Consider the following 16,382-nt stretch of genomic DNA (forward strand, 5'->3'; position numbering starts at 1 on the left):
CACATCACTAGAAAACAGAATTATTGAATTATTTTCTTGAGATTCGGAATGAAATTTACATCTTGATTGACACGCCGTTCTAAAAGGCGAACATTATGCAAGCGCCTGTAAGGGCGTCGGCGTGGAGGCGCCGCATAAAGGGAGGGAAAACAATGCGTTCGGTAATTCTGGTAACGGCGCTGGCCGCTGGCGTGTCTTCATTTGCATTTTCTGCCGAGGCTGCAGGTAATCTCAATCTGATTTGCTCGGCGGATGTGGTGATTTGCGAGCAGATGAAGAACATGTTCGAGAAAGACACGGGTACCAAGGTAAACATGGTGCGTCTGTCATCAGGCGAAACCTATGCCAAGGTTCGAGCCGAAGCGCGCAATCCGAAGACCGATATCTGGTGGGCGGGCACAGGTGATCCGCATCTTCAGGCCGCAGCCGAAGGGCTGACGCTTGAATACAAGTCGCCAATGCTTGATCAGTTGCAGGATTGGGCCAAAAACCAGGCCGAAAGTTCCGGTTTCCGTACTGTTGGTGTTTATGCAGGTGCGCTCGGCTGGGGGTACAACACCGATATTCTTTCCAAAAAGAAACTGAAGGAACCCAAGTGCTGGGCGGATCTGCTCGATGCGTCCTATAAGGATGAGATCCAGATGGCCAATCCCAATTCGTCCGGTACCGCCTATACGGCGCTCGCGACGCTTGTTCAGATCATGGGGGAAGACAAGGCCTTTGAATATCTGAAGAAGCTCAATGCCAATGTCTCACAATATACCAAATCCGGGTCCGCGCCGGTGAAATCGGCTGCACGCGGCGAAACGGGCATTGGAATTGTTTTCATGCACGATGCGGTTTCGATGACGGCGGAAGGTTTCCCGATCAAATCGGTCGCGCCATGTGAGGGAACCGGCTATGAAATTGGCTCCATGTCCATCATCAAGGGCGCCAAGAATCTCGACAACGCCAAGAAATGGTATGACTGGGCCCTGACCGCTGAAGTGCAGTCGCATATGAAGGATGCCAAGTCTTTCCAGCTTCCCTCCAATAAGTCTGCCGAGGTTCCCAAGGAGTCTCCGCGCTTCGAAGACATCAAGCTGATCGATTACGATTTCAAGGCCTATGGCGAACCAGCCAAGCGTAAGAAATTGCTTGAACGCTGGGATAAGGAAATTGGCGCGGCCGCCAACTGATCGTGACATCAACGCTCGCCGTTGGCGGCGGGATGATCAGAATAGTGCAAACCCGACTTGGTCGGGTATGCACTATCTATTTCCCTGAAATACCCGGTAAATAGGGGAAGCGGACGCACTTATGAAACAGCATAACCGTAGACTGGATGCCGTTCTGGCAATCGCGCTAATCGCCTTTGTTTTGTTGCCCTGGTACCGCATTGAAGACGGATTTTTCCATTTCAGTTGGCTTGAAAGACTGTTCAGCGACGGTGCTGCCGCGCCCGGCATTCTGCAGACATTCCTGTTCGGGCGTCCATGGATTGGCGCAATCGCCGTTCTTATGCTTATTTGCGCTTTTGCACCCTTTGCCTTGCCCGCAGGAAAGCGAAGCGGCGTTCTCATCGGTGCAAGCCTGATTGGCGTCGGTTTTCTGGCGTTGCAGGGATTGGCAATCGGCTTTTCCGGCTGGAACTGGGCAATCATCGAAAAGCTTTTCGGGATGCTCGACGACGGTCAGCCATCTTTTGGTGCCGGCGCTGTTTTCATGGGCCTATCCTTTCTCCTGATCTTCTCTTTCGCACTTGCCGAGCGCGGTGTGATGAAGGGCGACGCCTTTGTCGTTTCATCGATCACGCTTTTGGTGGCACTCGTCGGTGTCTTCGTGTTCTATCCGGTACTGAGCATGTTTGCAGGTTCGGTACAGGACTTTGACGGCTCGTTCAAACCGGACGGTTTCGTCGGCAACATTCAGGACTCTTCCATCTGGAGCTTCGCCTGCGTGGTCGGGGAAGGGCGCTGTGGCGTTGCATGGCGTACGCTTTGGCTGGCGCTGATGACGGCGATCGGGTCCACGGTTCTGGGCCTTGCTTTCGCTCTTGTCTCCACCCGAACCGGCTTTCCCTTCAAGAAAGGCTTGCGGCTTCTCACCATTCTTCCCATCATCACGCCGCCCTTCGTGATAGGTCTCGCGCTTACACTTTTATTTGGGCGCGCGGGCGTGGTGACGGAGCAGATTTCCCACATCCTCGGTGTTGAGCCGGGCCGCTGGCTCTACGGCCTGACCGGCATCTGGATCGCGCAGGTTCTGTCCTTCACGCCGATCTCGTTTCTCGTTCTGATCGGCGTTGTCGAAGGTGTTTCCCCCTCGATGGAAGAAGCCTCGCAGACACTTCGAGCTGACCGCTGGCGCACCTTCAGGCGCGTTTCTCTGCCACTGATGGCTCCTGGCCTCGCCAATGCCTTTTTGCTCTCTTTTATTGAAAGCATGGCCGATTTCGGTAACCCGATGGTGCTGGGCGGAAGTCATGGCGTTCTCTCAACGGAGATTTTCTTCGCCGTCGTCGGCGCACAGAACGACCCGTCGCGCGCAGCGGTTCTGGCAATCGTGCTTCTCTTTTTCACGCTCTCGGCCTTTCTCGTCCAGCGGTTCTGGCTGTCGGGCAAGAATTTCGCCACGGTCACTGGCAAGGGCGATTCCGGCATACATGCGGGCCTGCCGCGTGGGTTGAGGATCGGCGCCTATATGCTTGTTATTCCGTGGATGATCTTCACCGTGGTCGTCTATGCGATGATCCTCGTCGGAGGTTTCGTACGTCAGTGGGGCCTCGACAATACGCTGACGTTGGAGCATTACGCGCGCGCTTTCTCCGTCGTATCGACGGACGACGGGTTGGCATGGACCGGCGTTGCGTGGAATTCGTTCTGGACGACGATGGAAATTTCGCTCGTGTCCGCGCCGCTCACCGCCGCTGTCGGCTTGCTCACGGCCTATCTGATCGTGCGACAGCGTTTTGTCGGGCGCAACGTGTTTGAATTCGCGCTGATGCTGAGTTTTGCCATTCCTGGCACGGTCATCGGCGTCAGCTACATCATGGCTTTCAATCTGCCTCCGCTGGAAATGACCGGCACGGCGCTGATCCTCATTGCCTGCTTTGTATTCCGCAACATGCCTGTTGGTGTGCGCGGCGGCATTGCGGCGATGAGCCAGCTCGACCGTAGTTTGGACGAAGCCTCGCTCACGCTGCGCGCGGGCAGTTTCCGCACTATTCGCAAGGTTATCCTTCCTTTGTTGCGACCGGCCATCACAGCCGCGCTTGTCTATTCCTTTGTGCGTGCGATCACTTCCATCAGCGCCGTGATCTTTCTCGTTTCAGCCCAATACAATATGGCGACCGCCTATATCGTCGGGCTGGTGGAGAACGGCGAATTCGGCGTGGCGATTGCCTATTCCTCCATGCTGATCGTGGTGATGGTCGTCGTCATAACCAGTTTCCAGCTTCTCGTAGGCGAACGCAGGCTGCGGCGCGAAAATCGCGTCGCGTCCGTTACGCCAGCCCGTCAGGAGAAAATCGCATGACCGCTATCCGTCCCGGTTCCGTAACCTTCGAAAACATAACCAAGAAATTCGGCAATTTCACGGCCCTGACCGATTTGTCCCTGACGGTGGAACCCGGTACGCTGGTTACGCTGCTGGGGCCTTCCGGTTGCGGCAAAACCACGACGCTGCGGCTTCTGGCCGGTCTGGAGCATCCGACATCAGGTCGCATTCTCATCGGCGGCAAGGATGTGACCAATCTGCCCGCCAACGAGCGCGACGTCTCGATGGTCTTTCAGTCCTATGCGCTCTTTCCGCATATGACATCGCTGGACAATGTGGCTTATGGGCTGGAATCCTCCGGCTTCAAGAAGAACGAAGCGCGCGAGCGCGCCGAAGAAGGGCTGAAGCTCGTAGGCCTTGGCGGGATGGGCCACCGCCTTCCGGCGGAACTATCTGGCGGACAGCAGCAGCGTGTGGCGGTGGCCCGCGCGCTCGTGCTGGAGCCGCAGGTTTTGCTTCTGGATGAACCGCTTTCCAATCTCGATGCGCGCCTTCGCCGCCGTGTGCGTACGGAAATCCGTGAGTTGCAGCAACGCCTTGGCTTCACAGCCGTCTATGTGACGCACGACCAGGACGAGGCACTGGCCGTATCGGACACAATCATCGTTATGAAGGAGGGGGAAATTGCCCAGAAGGGCAGCCCGCGTGACCTTTACGAAGCTCCGGCTTCTGCGTTCATTGCCGATTTCATGGGAGAAGCCAATGTCGTGCCCTGCGAAGTGGTGAGCTCTGAAGACGGCGAGGCCGTCATTCGCGTCGCCGGTCTTACCCATCGCGTACCGACACGCAATGCCCGACCCGGACCGGCGCAACTTGCGATCAGGCCCAACGGCGTTACCCTGCAACCTAGGACGGGCGGTGGGTTTTCCGGCCGCGTGGCGCATTCGGCCTATCTCGGCGATCATATCGAATATGAAATCGAGACCGAACACGGCAAGCTGTTCATCGTCGATCCGGCGGTCGAACAGGCCTTGCCGCCGCAGACAGATGTTTCTATCCAGTTCAAGACACGCGGCCTTGCCATCATCAACCAATAAGCACACCGGAAATCATCATGACTGCCCATTTCCAACAGGACCTTGAAATACGGTTGGCTTTTGCCAAAAAGATCGCGCGCGAGGCGGGTGCGAAGGCATTCGACTATTTCAACCGTCGTGAAACGCTGGTCATCGAAACCAAGCGCGGCCCGCAGGATGTGGTGTCGATAGCCGACCGCGATGTGGAACAACTCATCCGCGCGCACGTATCTGAAAGCTTTCCGCAGGATGGGTGTCTGGGCGAGGAATATGGGCTGAACGCCGGTTCATCCGGTTATACATGGGTGGTCGATCCGATCGACGGCACCAGTCCCTTCGTCAATGGTATGCCCAACTGGTGCGTTTCCATCGCTGTTTTGAAAGACGGTGAACCGGTGGTGGGCGTCATTCGGGCACCGTGTTTCGATGAGCTTTATGCTGCTGCCAAAGGGCAAGGCGCGACATTGAATGGCAGGAAGCTAGCGCTCGATCCGTCACGCAATATTCGTAATGCGGTGACAGGCATCGGCGCAAATAATTATGTAACGCCGCAGCTAGTGGCAAAGATAGTTGAAAATCTGCTGGAAGCAGGCGGCACGTTCATCCGCAACGGTTCCGGTGCGCTGATGATTGCCTATGTCGCGGCTGGCAGGCTGGTCGGCTATTACGAACCATATATGCACGCCTGGGATTGCATGGCAGGCTTCTGTCTTGTACGCGAGGCTGGCGGCTATATCCACCCATTCCCGACCGACGGCGAAAATCTCACCAGCGGCAACAGGGTTTTCGCCGCCGCGCCCGGTGCGGTGGACGACCTGAAAAATGTTGTCGGTCTATGAAAAGCCCCGGATTTCCGGGGCTCCTCCGGTCAAGGATTGTCGCGTTTGAAAATCCAGTCATGGTCGGGATGGTTTTTGAACCGCCATTTGCGTAGAGGTCCGGCCATGACATTGAGGTAATACATCTCGTAGCCATAGGGCGCGCCACAGGGATGATGGCCCTTGGGTACCAGAACCACATCGCCATCGGAGACCGCCATAGTCTCATCGAGGCTACCATCTTCGGTGAAAACGCGTTGAAAGCCGAAGCCCTGGGCCGGGTTGAGCCGGTGATAATAGGTTTCCTCCAGATAGGTCATATCCGGGAAGTTGTCCTCGTCATGCCGGTGCGGCGGATAGGACGACCAGTTGCCCTGCGGCGTAAAGACTTCCGTTACCAGAAGGCTGTCGGCGACGTCGCGGCCTTCCATCGCGATATTGTGGATGAAGCGGGTATTGGCACCCGTGCCACGCTGTTCGAGCGTCAGTCCTTCCGGTCCGAGCTTCTGCGCCTTGCGACCGGGCTTGCCCGGCGCCGTGCAGACCGCCAGCACGCATTCGCTAGTGGCCGTGGCATTCCATTCGCTTTCGGCGGGAACATAAAGGCAGTGCGGTGGCAATTTCTCGAATGGGCTCATGCGTTCGCCCATTTCGCCAAAGGCTACGCCGGAAGCGGAAATCTCGGCCTTACCTTCCACCAGAACAAGGATAGCTTCCGTCGCGCCAGTTTTCTCGGACGCACGTTCACCGGGCTTTAGGCGATAGAGGCCGAAACCGACATAGCCCCAGCCAGCGTTTTCAGGGGTAATGTCGTGAACCTTGCCGCTCGCGGCCTTGGGTTTACGCAACAGTTCGACCATGTCCTAAACTCCCTTGTCGAGTCCTGCCTCGCGCGCGAAAGCCTTCAAGGATTTCAGCCCCAGAGACTGATATTCAAAAGGATTGCGCACATCGGGGTCCTGCTCTGCTTCGATGACCAGCCAGCCCTGATAGCCATGCTCGGCGGCAATTTTCAGCACGGGCACGAAATCAACGCAACCGTCCGCGTCGCCCGGCACGGTGAAGACGCCGCGCCGTACGCCTTCGAGGAAGGAAAGGCTCTGGTCGCGCACTTCGTTCGCTATGTTCCGCCGGATATTCTTGGCATGGATATGTCCGACGCGGGCCATGTGCTTTTGGGCAACCCGTTCAGGATGGCCCCGCCCGAAAAGGCAATGACCGGTGTCAAGCAGAAGCTTTGTATACGGCCCGGTGGAGCGCATCAGCCTGTCGATCTCGTCTTCCGTTTCCACGATCGTGCCCATGTGGTGATGATAGACGAGTGTAATGCCTTGCGCAGCGGCGTGTTGGGCAAGCGCTTCTACACCACGACCGAAGGTTTCCCAGCGTGTATCCTCAAGAACAGGGCGTTCCGCCAGAGACTTTTCATTGTCACCATGAATGGCGTTTGAGGTTTCGCAGACGATGATGACTTTCGAACCCATGGCTTTCAGAAGATCAAGCGCGGGCTGCATCGCCGCCTTTTCATCTTCTACGGAGTTGACCAGCAGATTGAGCGAATGCCAGCCCGAAACATAGCGCAGGCCGCGCGGTTCCAGTATTGCTTTAAGTGCTGGGGCCTTCTGTGGGAATTTATGGCCTTTTTCAATTCCATCGAAGCCGATTTTCGCCGCTTCATCGAGACATTGGTCCAGTGTGATATGTGCGCCCAGACTGCGGTCGTCATCGTTCGACCAGGCAATGGGATTGGTGCCGTAGAGGATCATAGGTTAGTTTCTTTCCTTGATCTGGGCTTCATAGTTTTGGCGCGCGGCGCGCACCTGTTCACGTTCCGAAACCTCCGGTACGGCCACATCCCACCACCAGCCACCGGTTTCCGGCGTCGGGTACGGATCGGTGTCGATGACGATGACTGTGGTGCGCAGGCTATTACGGGCTTCGGCCAACGCGTTCTCGAGCTCGCGGATCGAACCTACCTTCTTTGAATCAGCGCCCATGGCTGCGGCGTGGGCGGCAAAATCGATCTGTGATGGGTTCACATGCGCGGCATGATCGAGCAGATTATTGAACTCCCCGCCGCCCGTTGCCATCTGCAACCGGTTGATGCAGCCAAAGCCTCGATTGTCAGTGACAACCACCGTGATCTTCTGCCCCATCATAATGCTGGTGGCGAGTTCCGAATTCGCCATCATGTAGGAACCATCGCCAACCATCACGATCACGTCGCGGTCGGGTTCAGCCATCTTGATGCCAAGCCCGCCGGCGATCTCATAGCCCATGCAGGAGAAGCCATACTCCATATGATAGGACATTGGGCGTCCTGCCTTCCAGAGCTGATGCAGTTCTCCCGGCATGGTGCCCGCCGCGCACATGACGACGGAATTTTCGCGCGCCTGACGCTGAACTGCGCCGATCACCTGCATGTCGGTTGGTAGTGCATTGCCATCACTTGGCGCGACGGTGAAACGGTCGGCGGCGGCAAACCAATTCGTTTTGAGGGTGGCGTCGACGGGCTGGCGCCTGTATGCGCCGATGGCGTTGGAAAGCGCCCTAAGGCCAACCTTTGCATCGGCTACAAGTGGTAGGGAGCTATGCTTGGATCCGTCATAGGGCTGTGCGTTGAGCGCAAGCAGTTTGCGGCCTGGATGTTTGAACAAGGCCCACGAACCGGTGGTGAAATCCTGAAAGCGTGTGCCGACACCAATTATCAGATCGGCTTCCGCAGCAACCGCGTTGGCGCTGTCAGCTCCGGTCACGCCGACGGGACCGAAGTTCAACGGGTGGTCCCATGGCAGCGCGGATTTACCCGCCTGTGTTTCGATGACGGGAATGCCGTGAGTTTCGGCAAAATCGCGCAGCGCCTCGTGCGCGGCTGAATAATGTATACCGCCACCCGCCACAATAACGGGTTTCAGCGCGTTCTTAACGGCAGCGGCAGCGCCCGTAAGTTCCTGCTCATCCGGGGGCGGACGGCGCCAATGCCAGATTTTGGGCGCAAAGAATTCTTCCGGCCAGTCGTAGGCTTCCGCCTGCACGTCCTGACAAAAAGCAAGGGTTACCGGACCGCAGTCGGCCGGGTCAGTCATGGTTCGGAAAGCACGGGGAAGGGCGGTAAGCAGCTGTTCCGGTCTGGTGATCCGATCAAAATAGCGGCTTACCGGACGGAAACAATCGTTGACGGTCATGGTACCGTCGTTGAAGTCCTCGATCTGCTGGAGCACCGGATCGGGGCCGCGATTGGCAAAGACATCGCCCGGAATAAGGAGGACGGGCAGGCGATTCACATGGGCGAGCGCTGCGGCCGTGACCATGTTGGTCGCACCGGGGCCGATCGAGGACGTGACCGCGCAGGCGCGTCTGCGCCCAAGCTGCTTGGTATAGGCAATGGCCGCGTGGGCCATGGTCTGCTCGTTATGGCCGCGCCATGTGGGCAGCTTATCGCGGATGCCATACAAAGCCTCGCCAAGCCCGGCCACATTGCCATGCCCGAAAATGGCCCACACCCCTGCGATAAACTTGTCGCCCTCCGGCGTCATCTGATTTGCCAGATAGCGCACCAGAGCCTGCGCAGCGGTCAGTCGAACGGTTTTCATGTCTCCTCCATCCCTCCTGACGGGAAGTGTTCAGTATGAGCGCGCCTTGTCCCAGACATCGCAAAGGCTTCGATAACGCGAGGCCATTTCAGCAATGGCTTCCGCATCGCCGATTGAACCGCTCAGCCATTTGCGGGCGGCCTCCCCAAAGATTGTGCGGCCGACCGCAAACCCTTTCACCAGATCGAAACCGGCTGCGATAGTGAGGCTGGATTCCAGTTCCTCAGCGGGTGCATCCAGTCCCAGAACGACAATACCGCGTGTGTGCCGGTCGTTTCGGGTGATGGCGTCGCAGGCATCGGCCCACGCGGCCTTCGTCTTCAGTGGTTCCAGCTTCCACCAGTCGGGATTGACGCCGATTTCATAGAAACGCTCGATTACGCGCGCGGTGGTCATGTCATCCACCGGCCCAGCCTTGGACGGTATGATTTCCAAAAGAAATTCCAGACGGTTACGCCGAGCGGCTGTGAAAAGACGTTTAACCGTTTTCTCCTGTTCGGCCCTTAATTCCGCGGTGTCGTCGGGATGATAGAAGCAGAGCAGCTTCACTACATGTTCCACAGGCCATTCCGAGAGCCCGCCGCAATCGGCACCGAGTTCCGGTTCAAGTTCAAGCGGGCGCGAACCGGGCCATTCGGTTGGGCGGCCGATCCAGAGACCGCTTCCGGCGGCGCGGTAAAGCGCGTCGCGTCCGAGTCTGCTGTCGCAAAGGATGCCATAGCCATCTGCTCCATCCGCAACCTGCATGGCCGCGTCCAGACAAAGCTGCTTGAATTCACCGATCTTTTCCGTCGAGACGCCTGCTTCCGCCGCCATCTCTTCCAGTTGGATACGATGGTCGAAAGCAAAAACCCGCATATGAGGCCAGTCGCCATTGCGGTTGGTAGACCAGTGCACCTGTTCCAGTTCCGCATCCTTACGCAATGCCTTGTCGCGAATGCCGCGTTGCAGGAAGAATTGAAGTTCTTCCCAGCTTGGATAAGCGGGCGTGCAGCCGTGGCGCGAAACCGCAAAGGCGCCGCAAGCATTGGCGAATTTCAGGCTGGTCGGCCAGTCTTCGCCCCTCAGCCAACCGCGAAGCAGGCCGGACATGAACCCGTCGCCCGCGCCCAACACATTAAAGACCTCGATGGGAAACCCCTGACCGCTTTGTCCCTTGTCGAGATCGTCGGGTATTTCTCCTTCGAAAACCACCGCGCCCATCGGCCCACGCTTGCATACGAGCGCCGCTTTCGTCGCCTTACGTACGGACCTGAGCGCCTCCAGCGTATCGGTAGAGCCGCCTGCTATGTGGAATTCTTCTTCCGTGCCGACGATCAGGTCGAAAAGATGCAGCGTCGATTGCAGTTTGGCTGTAACGGCCTCGCTTTCGATGAAGCGGTTTTCACCGTCGCCATGGCCGGAAAGCCCCCAGAGATTGGGGCGGAAATCAATATCGAGGGCTGTGCGACTTCCGTTTTCGCGGGCAAGCCGCAGCGCTTTCAGTACGGCTGCTTCTGTGCGCGGATGCGACAGATGCGTACCGGTGGCGAGCAAGCAACCGGATTCCGCGATGAAATCCGGGTCGATATCGTCTTCGCAAAGAGCCATATCGGCACAATTCTCGCGATAGAAGATAAGAGGGAAATGTTCCTGATCGCGAATCCCCAGAATGACAAGAGCGGTGAGACGTTCGGGGTCGGTAACAATACCGCGCGTATCGACACTTTCACGTTCCAGTTCACGCAGCAGGAAGCGCCCCATATGCTCATCACCCACGCGGGTAATAAGCGCCGATTTAAGACCGAGTCTCGCTGTTCCTGTTGCAATATTGGTCGGAGAGCCGCCGACATATTTGTTGAAGGAGGCCATATCTTCCAGAAGGCCCCCGACCTGCGCACCATAAAGATCCACCGAGGATCGGCCAATCGTGATCAAATCCAGCCGTTTCGCCATTTTCATCCCTCAATGCTTCTTATCGCGCCGCGCTCGACCTTTATTCCATTTTCGATTAAAATAGATTTATTATTCCATTTCAACCGAAAAATAGAATGCGGGGTGAGGCGTCAGTCACTTTGGCGGGCAGTTCCGACCGAAACGGCGAGTGCAATTGCGAGACAAAGTGTTGCCGAGAGGGAACGAAACGCACCGAAGTCGACTTCGGATACGAGCAGCGTCTGTTTGGCATGCTTGCTCATGGGGCTGACAAAAGTGTCGGTTATACCGACAACGTCTATGCCGCGCGCAGCCACGGCTTCGGCCATGGCCACCGTCTCGGGAGAATAGGGTGAGAAGGTAATTGCAAGCAGTACGTCGCCTTCGCGAATTGCATGCAGGTTTTCGAGTTTGCCGACCGCGCTGTGCAGCATGGCCGGAACTTCCATCTTCTCCAGCGCATAGGCGAGGTAGCTTGCGACGGGAAATGCGCGGCGGATGCCGACAATGTGGATTGTCTGTGCATTGGCCAGCAATTTAACGGCTTTCTCAAGCGATTCCGGGTCGACGGTTTTGAGCAATCCTTCAAGTGAGGTGCGGCCAGCTTCGGCAAATTCCGCGAGCAGGGCCGGGGCGCTTCCTGCGGCCGTTTCCCGCAGATGCTGCAATCTCGTGGAATAATCGGGCCAACCGCCCGCATAGGACTCCCGGAAGAGTTTCTGCATTTCCGAGAAGCCGGAAAACCCCATGATCTGGCAAAAACGCATGAAGGCTGAACTTTGCACCCCCGCACCTTCGGCCATTTCCGCGACGGTCGATACAGCGATACGATCCTGATTGGCGGCAACGAAATCGGCGCATTGCTTGAGTCGTTTTGGCAGGCGGTCCGAAACCTCCAGCAGTTTCGCTTCGAACTCCTTGATATTTGTTGGAACGCTGGTCGATGACGGGATCGGAGAATCCATTATTATCCTTTCAATATGGTCTCTTGACAATTGTTATGCCGCATTCTAGCAAAATGGAATAAATATTCCATATCATATCTTCGACCGATTGAAGAAGGCTGTTCTGGGGAGGATGAGGCAATGGTGACACGTCTGGCATTGCTCGGCGCAGGCCGCATTGGCAAGGTTCACGCAGACGCAATCGCGGCGGATAAACGCGCACGACTGGTTGCGGTCGCCGATGCCAACGACGAAGCGGCCCGGGCAATAGCCGATGCAACGGGCGCCGAAGTTCGCACGATCGACCTTATCGAAAAGTCGGACGATGTCGATGCAGTGTTGATTTGCACGCCGACGAACACGCACGCCGATCTTATTGAACGGTTTTCACAGGCAGGCAAGGCTGTGTTCTGCGAAAAGCCAATCGATCTCGATATCGGACGGGTGAAAGTCTGTCTTGGGGTCATTCGCCAGACCGGTGCGAAAGTGATGCTCGGTTTCAATCGCCGTTTCGACCCACATTTTGCAGCCGTTCGCAAAGCCATCGAAGAAGGTGGTATCGGTAATGTTGAAATGGTCACTATCACCAGCCGCGATCCCGGTGCGCCGCCCGCCGATTATATCAAGGTTTCCGGCGGCATCTTTCGCGATATGACGATACATGATTTCGACATGGCGCGGTTTCTGCTGGGTGAGGAGATCGAGAGCGTGTCCGCATCGGCGTCGGTGCTGGTCGATCCGAAGATCGGCGAGCTTGGTGATTACGACAGTGCAAGCGTCATCCTGACCACGGCTTCGGGACGTCAATGCGTGATCTCCAATTCGCGGCGCGCTTCCTATGGCTACGATCAGCGTATCGAGGTTCACGGATCACTCGGAGCAGTTTCGGCGGAAAACCAGCGTCCCGTTTCCATAGAAATTGCTTCCAAGGACGGTTATAACCGCCCGCCACTCCACGATTTTTTCATGACGCGTTATACGGCGGCCTATGCGGCCGAAATTGCCTCATTCATAGATGCGCTCGATACTGGCAAGGCACCGCTTCCCTCCGCCGAAGATGGATTGCAAGCCCTGGCACTTGCTGAAGCCGCGCTTCGTTCGGTCCGGGAAGCCCGGACCATCAAAATTGCGGAAGTTCTCGGATAACGCGGCAATTTCGTTTGCCTTTTTATGCATTCGGCTGCGATATGCAGAATATGGCCTACGAGATCGACAACCTGCCGTTCGAAGAATTTTTCGTGCCCGTCAGCAAGGCAACGGCCGCAGTGGTGCGGCTCGACGAACGGATTTCCCGCTCACCTATTCGTGACGGAATGGTAGCGCGGATGCATATGCAAGATGCGGTTGCGTCGATGTGGCTTGAAGGCGAACTGGTGCATATGGAAGATCTCGTCCTCCACGACGCCCTCATGGACAGCCGTATGCCGAGCCATGCACTCACTATTGCTCATGCGGTGTTGCGTATGCGTCGGCAGATCGCCGGTCGATCTGAGAGCTGGGCTCTCAGTTCGGCCGGAATACAGCAATTGCTTGGTCGTGCCGTTGATACGGCTCCTGACCGGGAGATTGCCAGCTCAACTGTCGCTGAAACTGCCGATGCCGATCCGCTACTCGATGATATAGACAGCTTGCTTGCACGCACCGATGCGCTGTTAAAAAATGCCGTCCCAGACACGGCCAAACCGGACGTCGTTTCGCGCGACGCGTTGCTTTATGACGATGACTGGGACGAGGATGCCCGTTTGGAAGCGTGGCGGAATTGCCTCACTTCAACAAGACACCTGCCGCCCCTCATGCGCGCCGCAATTATTCATGACGCGTGGTTTTCTATGGAAGTGCTGCAGCGCTCCTCATGGATCGGGCGGCTATTGACTTCGGCTTTCTTGCGTCAGAGCGGCATTGCAACCAGTCATCTCCCTTCGATCAGCCTTGGGCTACGTTCCAGACGACCGGACGATCGTCGTTCGCCCAATCGGCTTACTCGCCTCAGGAGCTTCTTCGAAAGTATCGAGGACGCTGCGGATACGATGATGAAGGAACATGACCGGCTGCTCCTGGCACGCGAGCAGATGCAGCGCAAGCTCAAGGGGCGTCGTTCGAATTCACGGTTGCCACAATTGATGGAACTTGTATTGCGTAGTCCGCTTGTTTCCAGTCAGATGGTCGAAAAAGAACTGCAAGTGACGCAGCAAGGTGCGTTGAAACTTATAGCGGAACTCAATCTGCGGGAAATCACCGGGCGCGGTCGGTTCCGGGCCTGGGGTATTCTTTAGGTAAGCTTCATGCAACTGCTGCGCAGATGGCTTGCGAAAAGCTGGAATTCGCTGCGGCGGGCGGCATTGGCGCGCCAGACGAGTACCAGCGACCTGAAATTATTCTGCCCCTCATAGCGGACGATGCTCAGATTCGTTCCCCGCGTGACGCCAGCCTTGACGGCCACTTCGGGCAAGAGCGTAACGCCCATACCGAAATCGACAAGCTGCACCAGTGTCATGATGGATGTGGCGTGAACGCCGCTGTCGGTCTGCGTGGGCTTTGAACCTATCGCCGCCATGACATGCTCACGAAGGCAATGTCCGGTTTCGAGCAAGAGAAACGGCTGGTCTCGCAGGTCACTGGCGTCGACCCGGTCACGGTTTGCCAACGCGTGATCGCGGGATACAGCCAAAAAGAATGGGTCTTGTCCAAGTTCGACCATTTCAAACTCATCGAGATCATACGGATGAGCAACAAGCGCCACGTCAAGTGAACCTGAACGCAGACTGTCAAGCAGCGAACGGGTAATCCCTTCACGAACCGTCAACTGCAGCTCAGGAAAAGCACAGGTAGTTGCAGGCAGGACCTTGGGCAGGAGAAAGGGAGCAATCGAAGGAATGACTCCCATGCGCAGCCTGGTCGTCAAGGGACGTTCGGCTTGTCGCGCGTGTTCCGGCAATTCCTCAATGAGCGCCACGATATTGCGCGCACGCGCCATGAAGTCTTCACCAGCGGGTAAAAGCTGCATGCGCCGTCCCGAACGATCGATCAATTTCACGCCGAGTTCGGCTTCCAGTGTCTGGATGGCCGCACTCAGGGTGGACTGCGTGACACCCACCATATCGGCTGCGCGTGAAAAAGAACCGACCTGAACGAGAGCCAGAAAATAATGGAGTTGCCGCACGCTTATATTGGGCATGTTCAAGCCTTGAGTGCCATCGTTTTTAACGATTGTTTTAATCGCTTTAATCGCTTTGACCGATGTGACTATGCCGACTATAAATGACTCGCAAGCGGAAATTTCTGAAAATTCCGAAATTTCTGCACAACAATTGAGTTTACAGGTAGGTATGAGATGCTCGGTATTGGCGATAAGCTTCCTTCTTTCAAAGTCACTGGCGTGAAGCCGGGTTTCAACTTCCATGAAGAAAACGGCGTTTCGGCTTTTGAAGAAATCACCGAAGCCAGCTTCGAAGGCAAGTGGAAGGTTATTTTCTTCTACCCGAAGGATTTCACCTTCGTCTGCCCGACCGAAATTGCTGAATTCGCACGTCTGGCTCCGGATTTCGAAGACCGTGATGCCGTCGTTCTCGGCGGTTCGACCGATAATGAATTCGTAAAGCTCGCATGGCGTCGCGACCACAAGGATCTGGACAAGCTGCCGATCTGGTCGTTTGCCGACACCAACGGCTCGCTGGTTGACGGTCTTGGCGTTCGTTCGCCGGATGGCGTGGCCTATCGCTACACCTTCGTTGTCGATCCGGACAACACGATCCAGCATGTTTACGCGACCAACCTCAATGTCGGCCGCGCTCCCAAGGATACGCTGCGCGTTCTCGATGCACTGCAGACCGATGAATTGTGCCCGTGCAACCGCGAAGTCGGTGGCGACACGCTCAAGGCAGCCTGACCGGCTCTGACTATGAGTGGAACGGCGGGTCAAGGCCCGCCTTTCTTTTATTCAGAATTTGCAGACTAACGAGGATACCATGTCCATTGACGATCTGAAGTCCAAAATCCCGGATTTTGCCAAGGATGTCCGTCTCAACCTGTCGTCCATGGCGAGCGACGAAACGCTGACGCTTCAGCAGAAATACGGCCTGTTTGTCGCTTGCGGTATCGCTTCGCGTAATGCCGATGTGCGCAAGGCCTTGGTTGCGGAAGCAACAGGAAAGATCGACGCGGCCGCTATTCAGGCTGCAAAGTCGGCTGCGGCCATCATGGGCATGAACAACGTCTATTATCGCTTCGTGCATCTGGCCACGAACAAGGATTACCGCACCATGCCGGCAAAGCTGCGCATGAACGTGATCGGCAATCCGGGCGTGGACAAGATTGATTTCGAACTCTGGTCGCTGGCTGTGTCGGCGATCAATGGCTGCGGCATGTGCATCGATGCACACGAGGATGTGCTTCGTAAGGCTGGCGTTTCGACGGAAGTGATTCACACGGCTGCGCGTTTTGCCTCGATCATCCAGTCAGTCGCTATTGCATTGGAAGCGGCCGATACCGAATAGAGTTCGGTCCGGCGATCCAAGTAAAAATCCCGCGCAGAGCGATCTGCGCGGGATTTTTCTTTTTCGT

14 protein-coding genes are annotated in these 16,382 nt (G+C 56.6%); 8 read left to right on the plus strand and 6 right to left on the minus strand.

From position 1 onward, the window contains the following. The first annotated feature begins 152 nt into the window (after positions 1–152). The 4 genes from FHS76_RS03355 to FHS76_RS03370 all read left to right on the plus strand — a co-directional run bounded on the left by FHS76_RS03355 (position 153) and on the right by FHS76_RS03370 (position 5,392). Positions 153–1,178, plus strand: coding sequence for an ABC transporter substrate-binding protein (locus FHS76_RS03355; protein ID WP_183648062.1), 1,026 nt, complete (start codon positions 153–155; stop codon positions 1,176–1,178). A gap of 121 nt (positions 1,179–1,299) precedes the next feature. Further along, on the plus strand, positions 1,300–3,516 hold the full coding sequence (locus tag FHS76_RS03360) for an ABC transporter permease (protein ID WP_183648066.1): 2,217 nt from the start codon (positions 1,300–1,302) through the stop codon (positions 3,514–3,516). Further along, complete coding sequence (locus FHS76_RS03365; RefSeq protein ID WP_183648069.1) at positions 3,513–4,574, plus strand: ABC transporter ATP-binding protein; 1,062 nt, start codon at positions 3,513–3,515, stop codon at positions 4,572–4,574. The genes FHS76_RS03360 and FHS76_RS03365 overlap by 4 nt, the downstream gene beginning before the upstream one ends. Before the next feature lie 17 nt (positions 4,575–4,591). Then, on the plus strand, positions 4,592–5,392 hold the full coding sequence (locus FHS76_RS03370; protein ID WP_183648072.1) for an inositol monophosphatase family protein: 801 nt from the start codon (positions 4,592–4,594) through the stop codon (positions 5,390–5,392). 29 nt (positions 5,393–5,421) lie between these two features. On the opposite strand, the gene iolB is transcribed toward FHS76_RS03370, so the two are convergent. The 5 genes from iolB to FHS76_RS03395 all read right to left on the minus strand — a co-directional run bounded on the left by iolB (position 5,422) and on the right by FHS76_RS03395 (position 11,843). Continuing rightward, positions 5,422–6,231: a 5-deoxy-glucuronate isomerase gene (gene iolB, locus FHS76_RS03375; protein ID WP_183648075.1), complete on the minus strand. Its 810-nt coding sequence runs from the start codon at positions 6,229–6,231 to the stop codon at positions 5,422–5,424. A gap of 3 nt (positions 6,232–6,234) precedes the next feature. Next, on the minus strand, positions 6,235–7,137 hold the full coding sequence (gene iolE / locus FHS76_RS03380; RefSeq protein WP_183648078.1) for a myo-inosose-2 dehydratase: 903 nt from the start codon (positions 7,135–7,137) through the stop codon (positions 6,235–6,237). A 3-nt stretch (positions 7,138–7,140) separates the two neighbouring features. Beyond that, the gene (gene iolD / locus FHS76_RS03385; RefSeq protein WP_183648081.1) at positions 7,141–8,964 is read right to left on the minus strand and encodes a 3D-(3,5/4)-trihydroxycyclohexane-1,2-dione acylhydrolase (decyclizing); all 1,824 of its coding nucleotides are present in this window, start codon (positions 8,962–8,964) and stop codon (positions 7,141–7,143) included. 30 nt (positions 8,965–8,994) lie between these two features. Then, complete coding sequence (locus FHS76_RS03390) at positions 8,995–10,899, minus strand: bifunctional 5-dehydro-2-deoxygluconokinase/5-dehydro-2-deoxyphosphogluconate aldolase (protein ID WP_183648084.1); 1,905 nt, start codon at positions 10,897–10,899, stop codon at positions 8,995–8,997. A gap of 110 nt (positions 10,900–11,009) precedes the next feature. Continuing rightward, entirely contained in the window at positions 11,010–11,843 is an 834-nt protein-coding gene (locus FHS76_RS03395; protein ID WP_183648087.1) for a MurR/RpiR family transcriptional regulator, read from the minus strand. A 120-nt stretch (positions 11,844–11,963) separates the two neighbouring features. Between FHS76_RS03395 and iolG the strand changes: the two genes are divergently transcribed. Continuing rightward, a complete protein-coding gene (gene iolG / locus FHS76_RS03400) occupies positions 11,964–12,968 on the plus strand; it encodes an inositol 2-dehydrogenase (RefSeq protein ID WP_183648090.1) in 1,005 nt (334 codons plus the stop codon). 50 nt (positions 12,969–13,018) lie between these two features. Next, positions 13,019–14,095, plus strand: coding sequence for an RHE_PE00001 family protein (locus tag FHS76_RS03405; protein WP_183648092.1), 1,077 nt, complete (start codon positions 13,019–13,021; stop codon positions 14,093–14,095). Here FHS76_RS03405 and FHS76_RS03410 read toward each other — a convergent pair. Then, positions 14,092–14,997: a hydrogen peroxide-inducible genes activator gene (locus tag FHS76_RS03410; RefSeq protein WP_183648095.1), complete on the minus strand. Its 906-nt coding sequence runs from the start codon at positions 14,995–14,997 to the stop codon at positions 14,092–14,094. The genes FHS76_RS03405 and FHS76_RS03410 overlap by 4 nt on opposite strands. Positions 14,998–15,153: 156 nt before the next feature. Between FHS76_RS03410 and FHS76_RS03415 the strand changes: the two genes are divergently transcribed. Together FHS76_RS03415 and FHS76_RS03420 are read left to right on the plus strand one after the other, a co-directional pair. Beyond that, the gene (locus FHS76_RS03415; RefSeq protein ID WP_183648097.1) at positions 15,154–15,708 is read left to right on the plus strand and encodes a peroxiredoxin; all 555 of its coding nucleotides are present in this window, start codon (positions 15,154–15,156) and stop codon (positions 15,706–15,708) included. Between the two features lie 79 nt (positions 15,709–15,787). After that, positions 15,788–16,315 (plus strand): carboxymuconolactone decarboxylase family protein, encoded by a 528-nt coding sequence (locus FHS76_RS03420; protein ID WP_183648099.1) that lies wholly within the window; start codon positions 15,788–15,790, stop codon positions 16,313–16,315. The last annotated feature ends 67 nt before the right edge of the window (positions 16,316–16,382 follow it).

Origin of the sequence: Brucella daejeonensis, assembly GCF_014199265.1 — a bacterium.
GTDB classification, from domain to species: domain Bacteria; phylum Pseudomonadota; class Alphaproteobacteria; order Rhizobiales; family Rhizobiaceae; genus Brucella; species Brucella daejeonensis.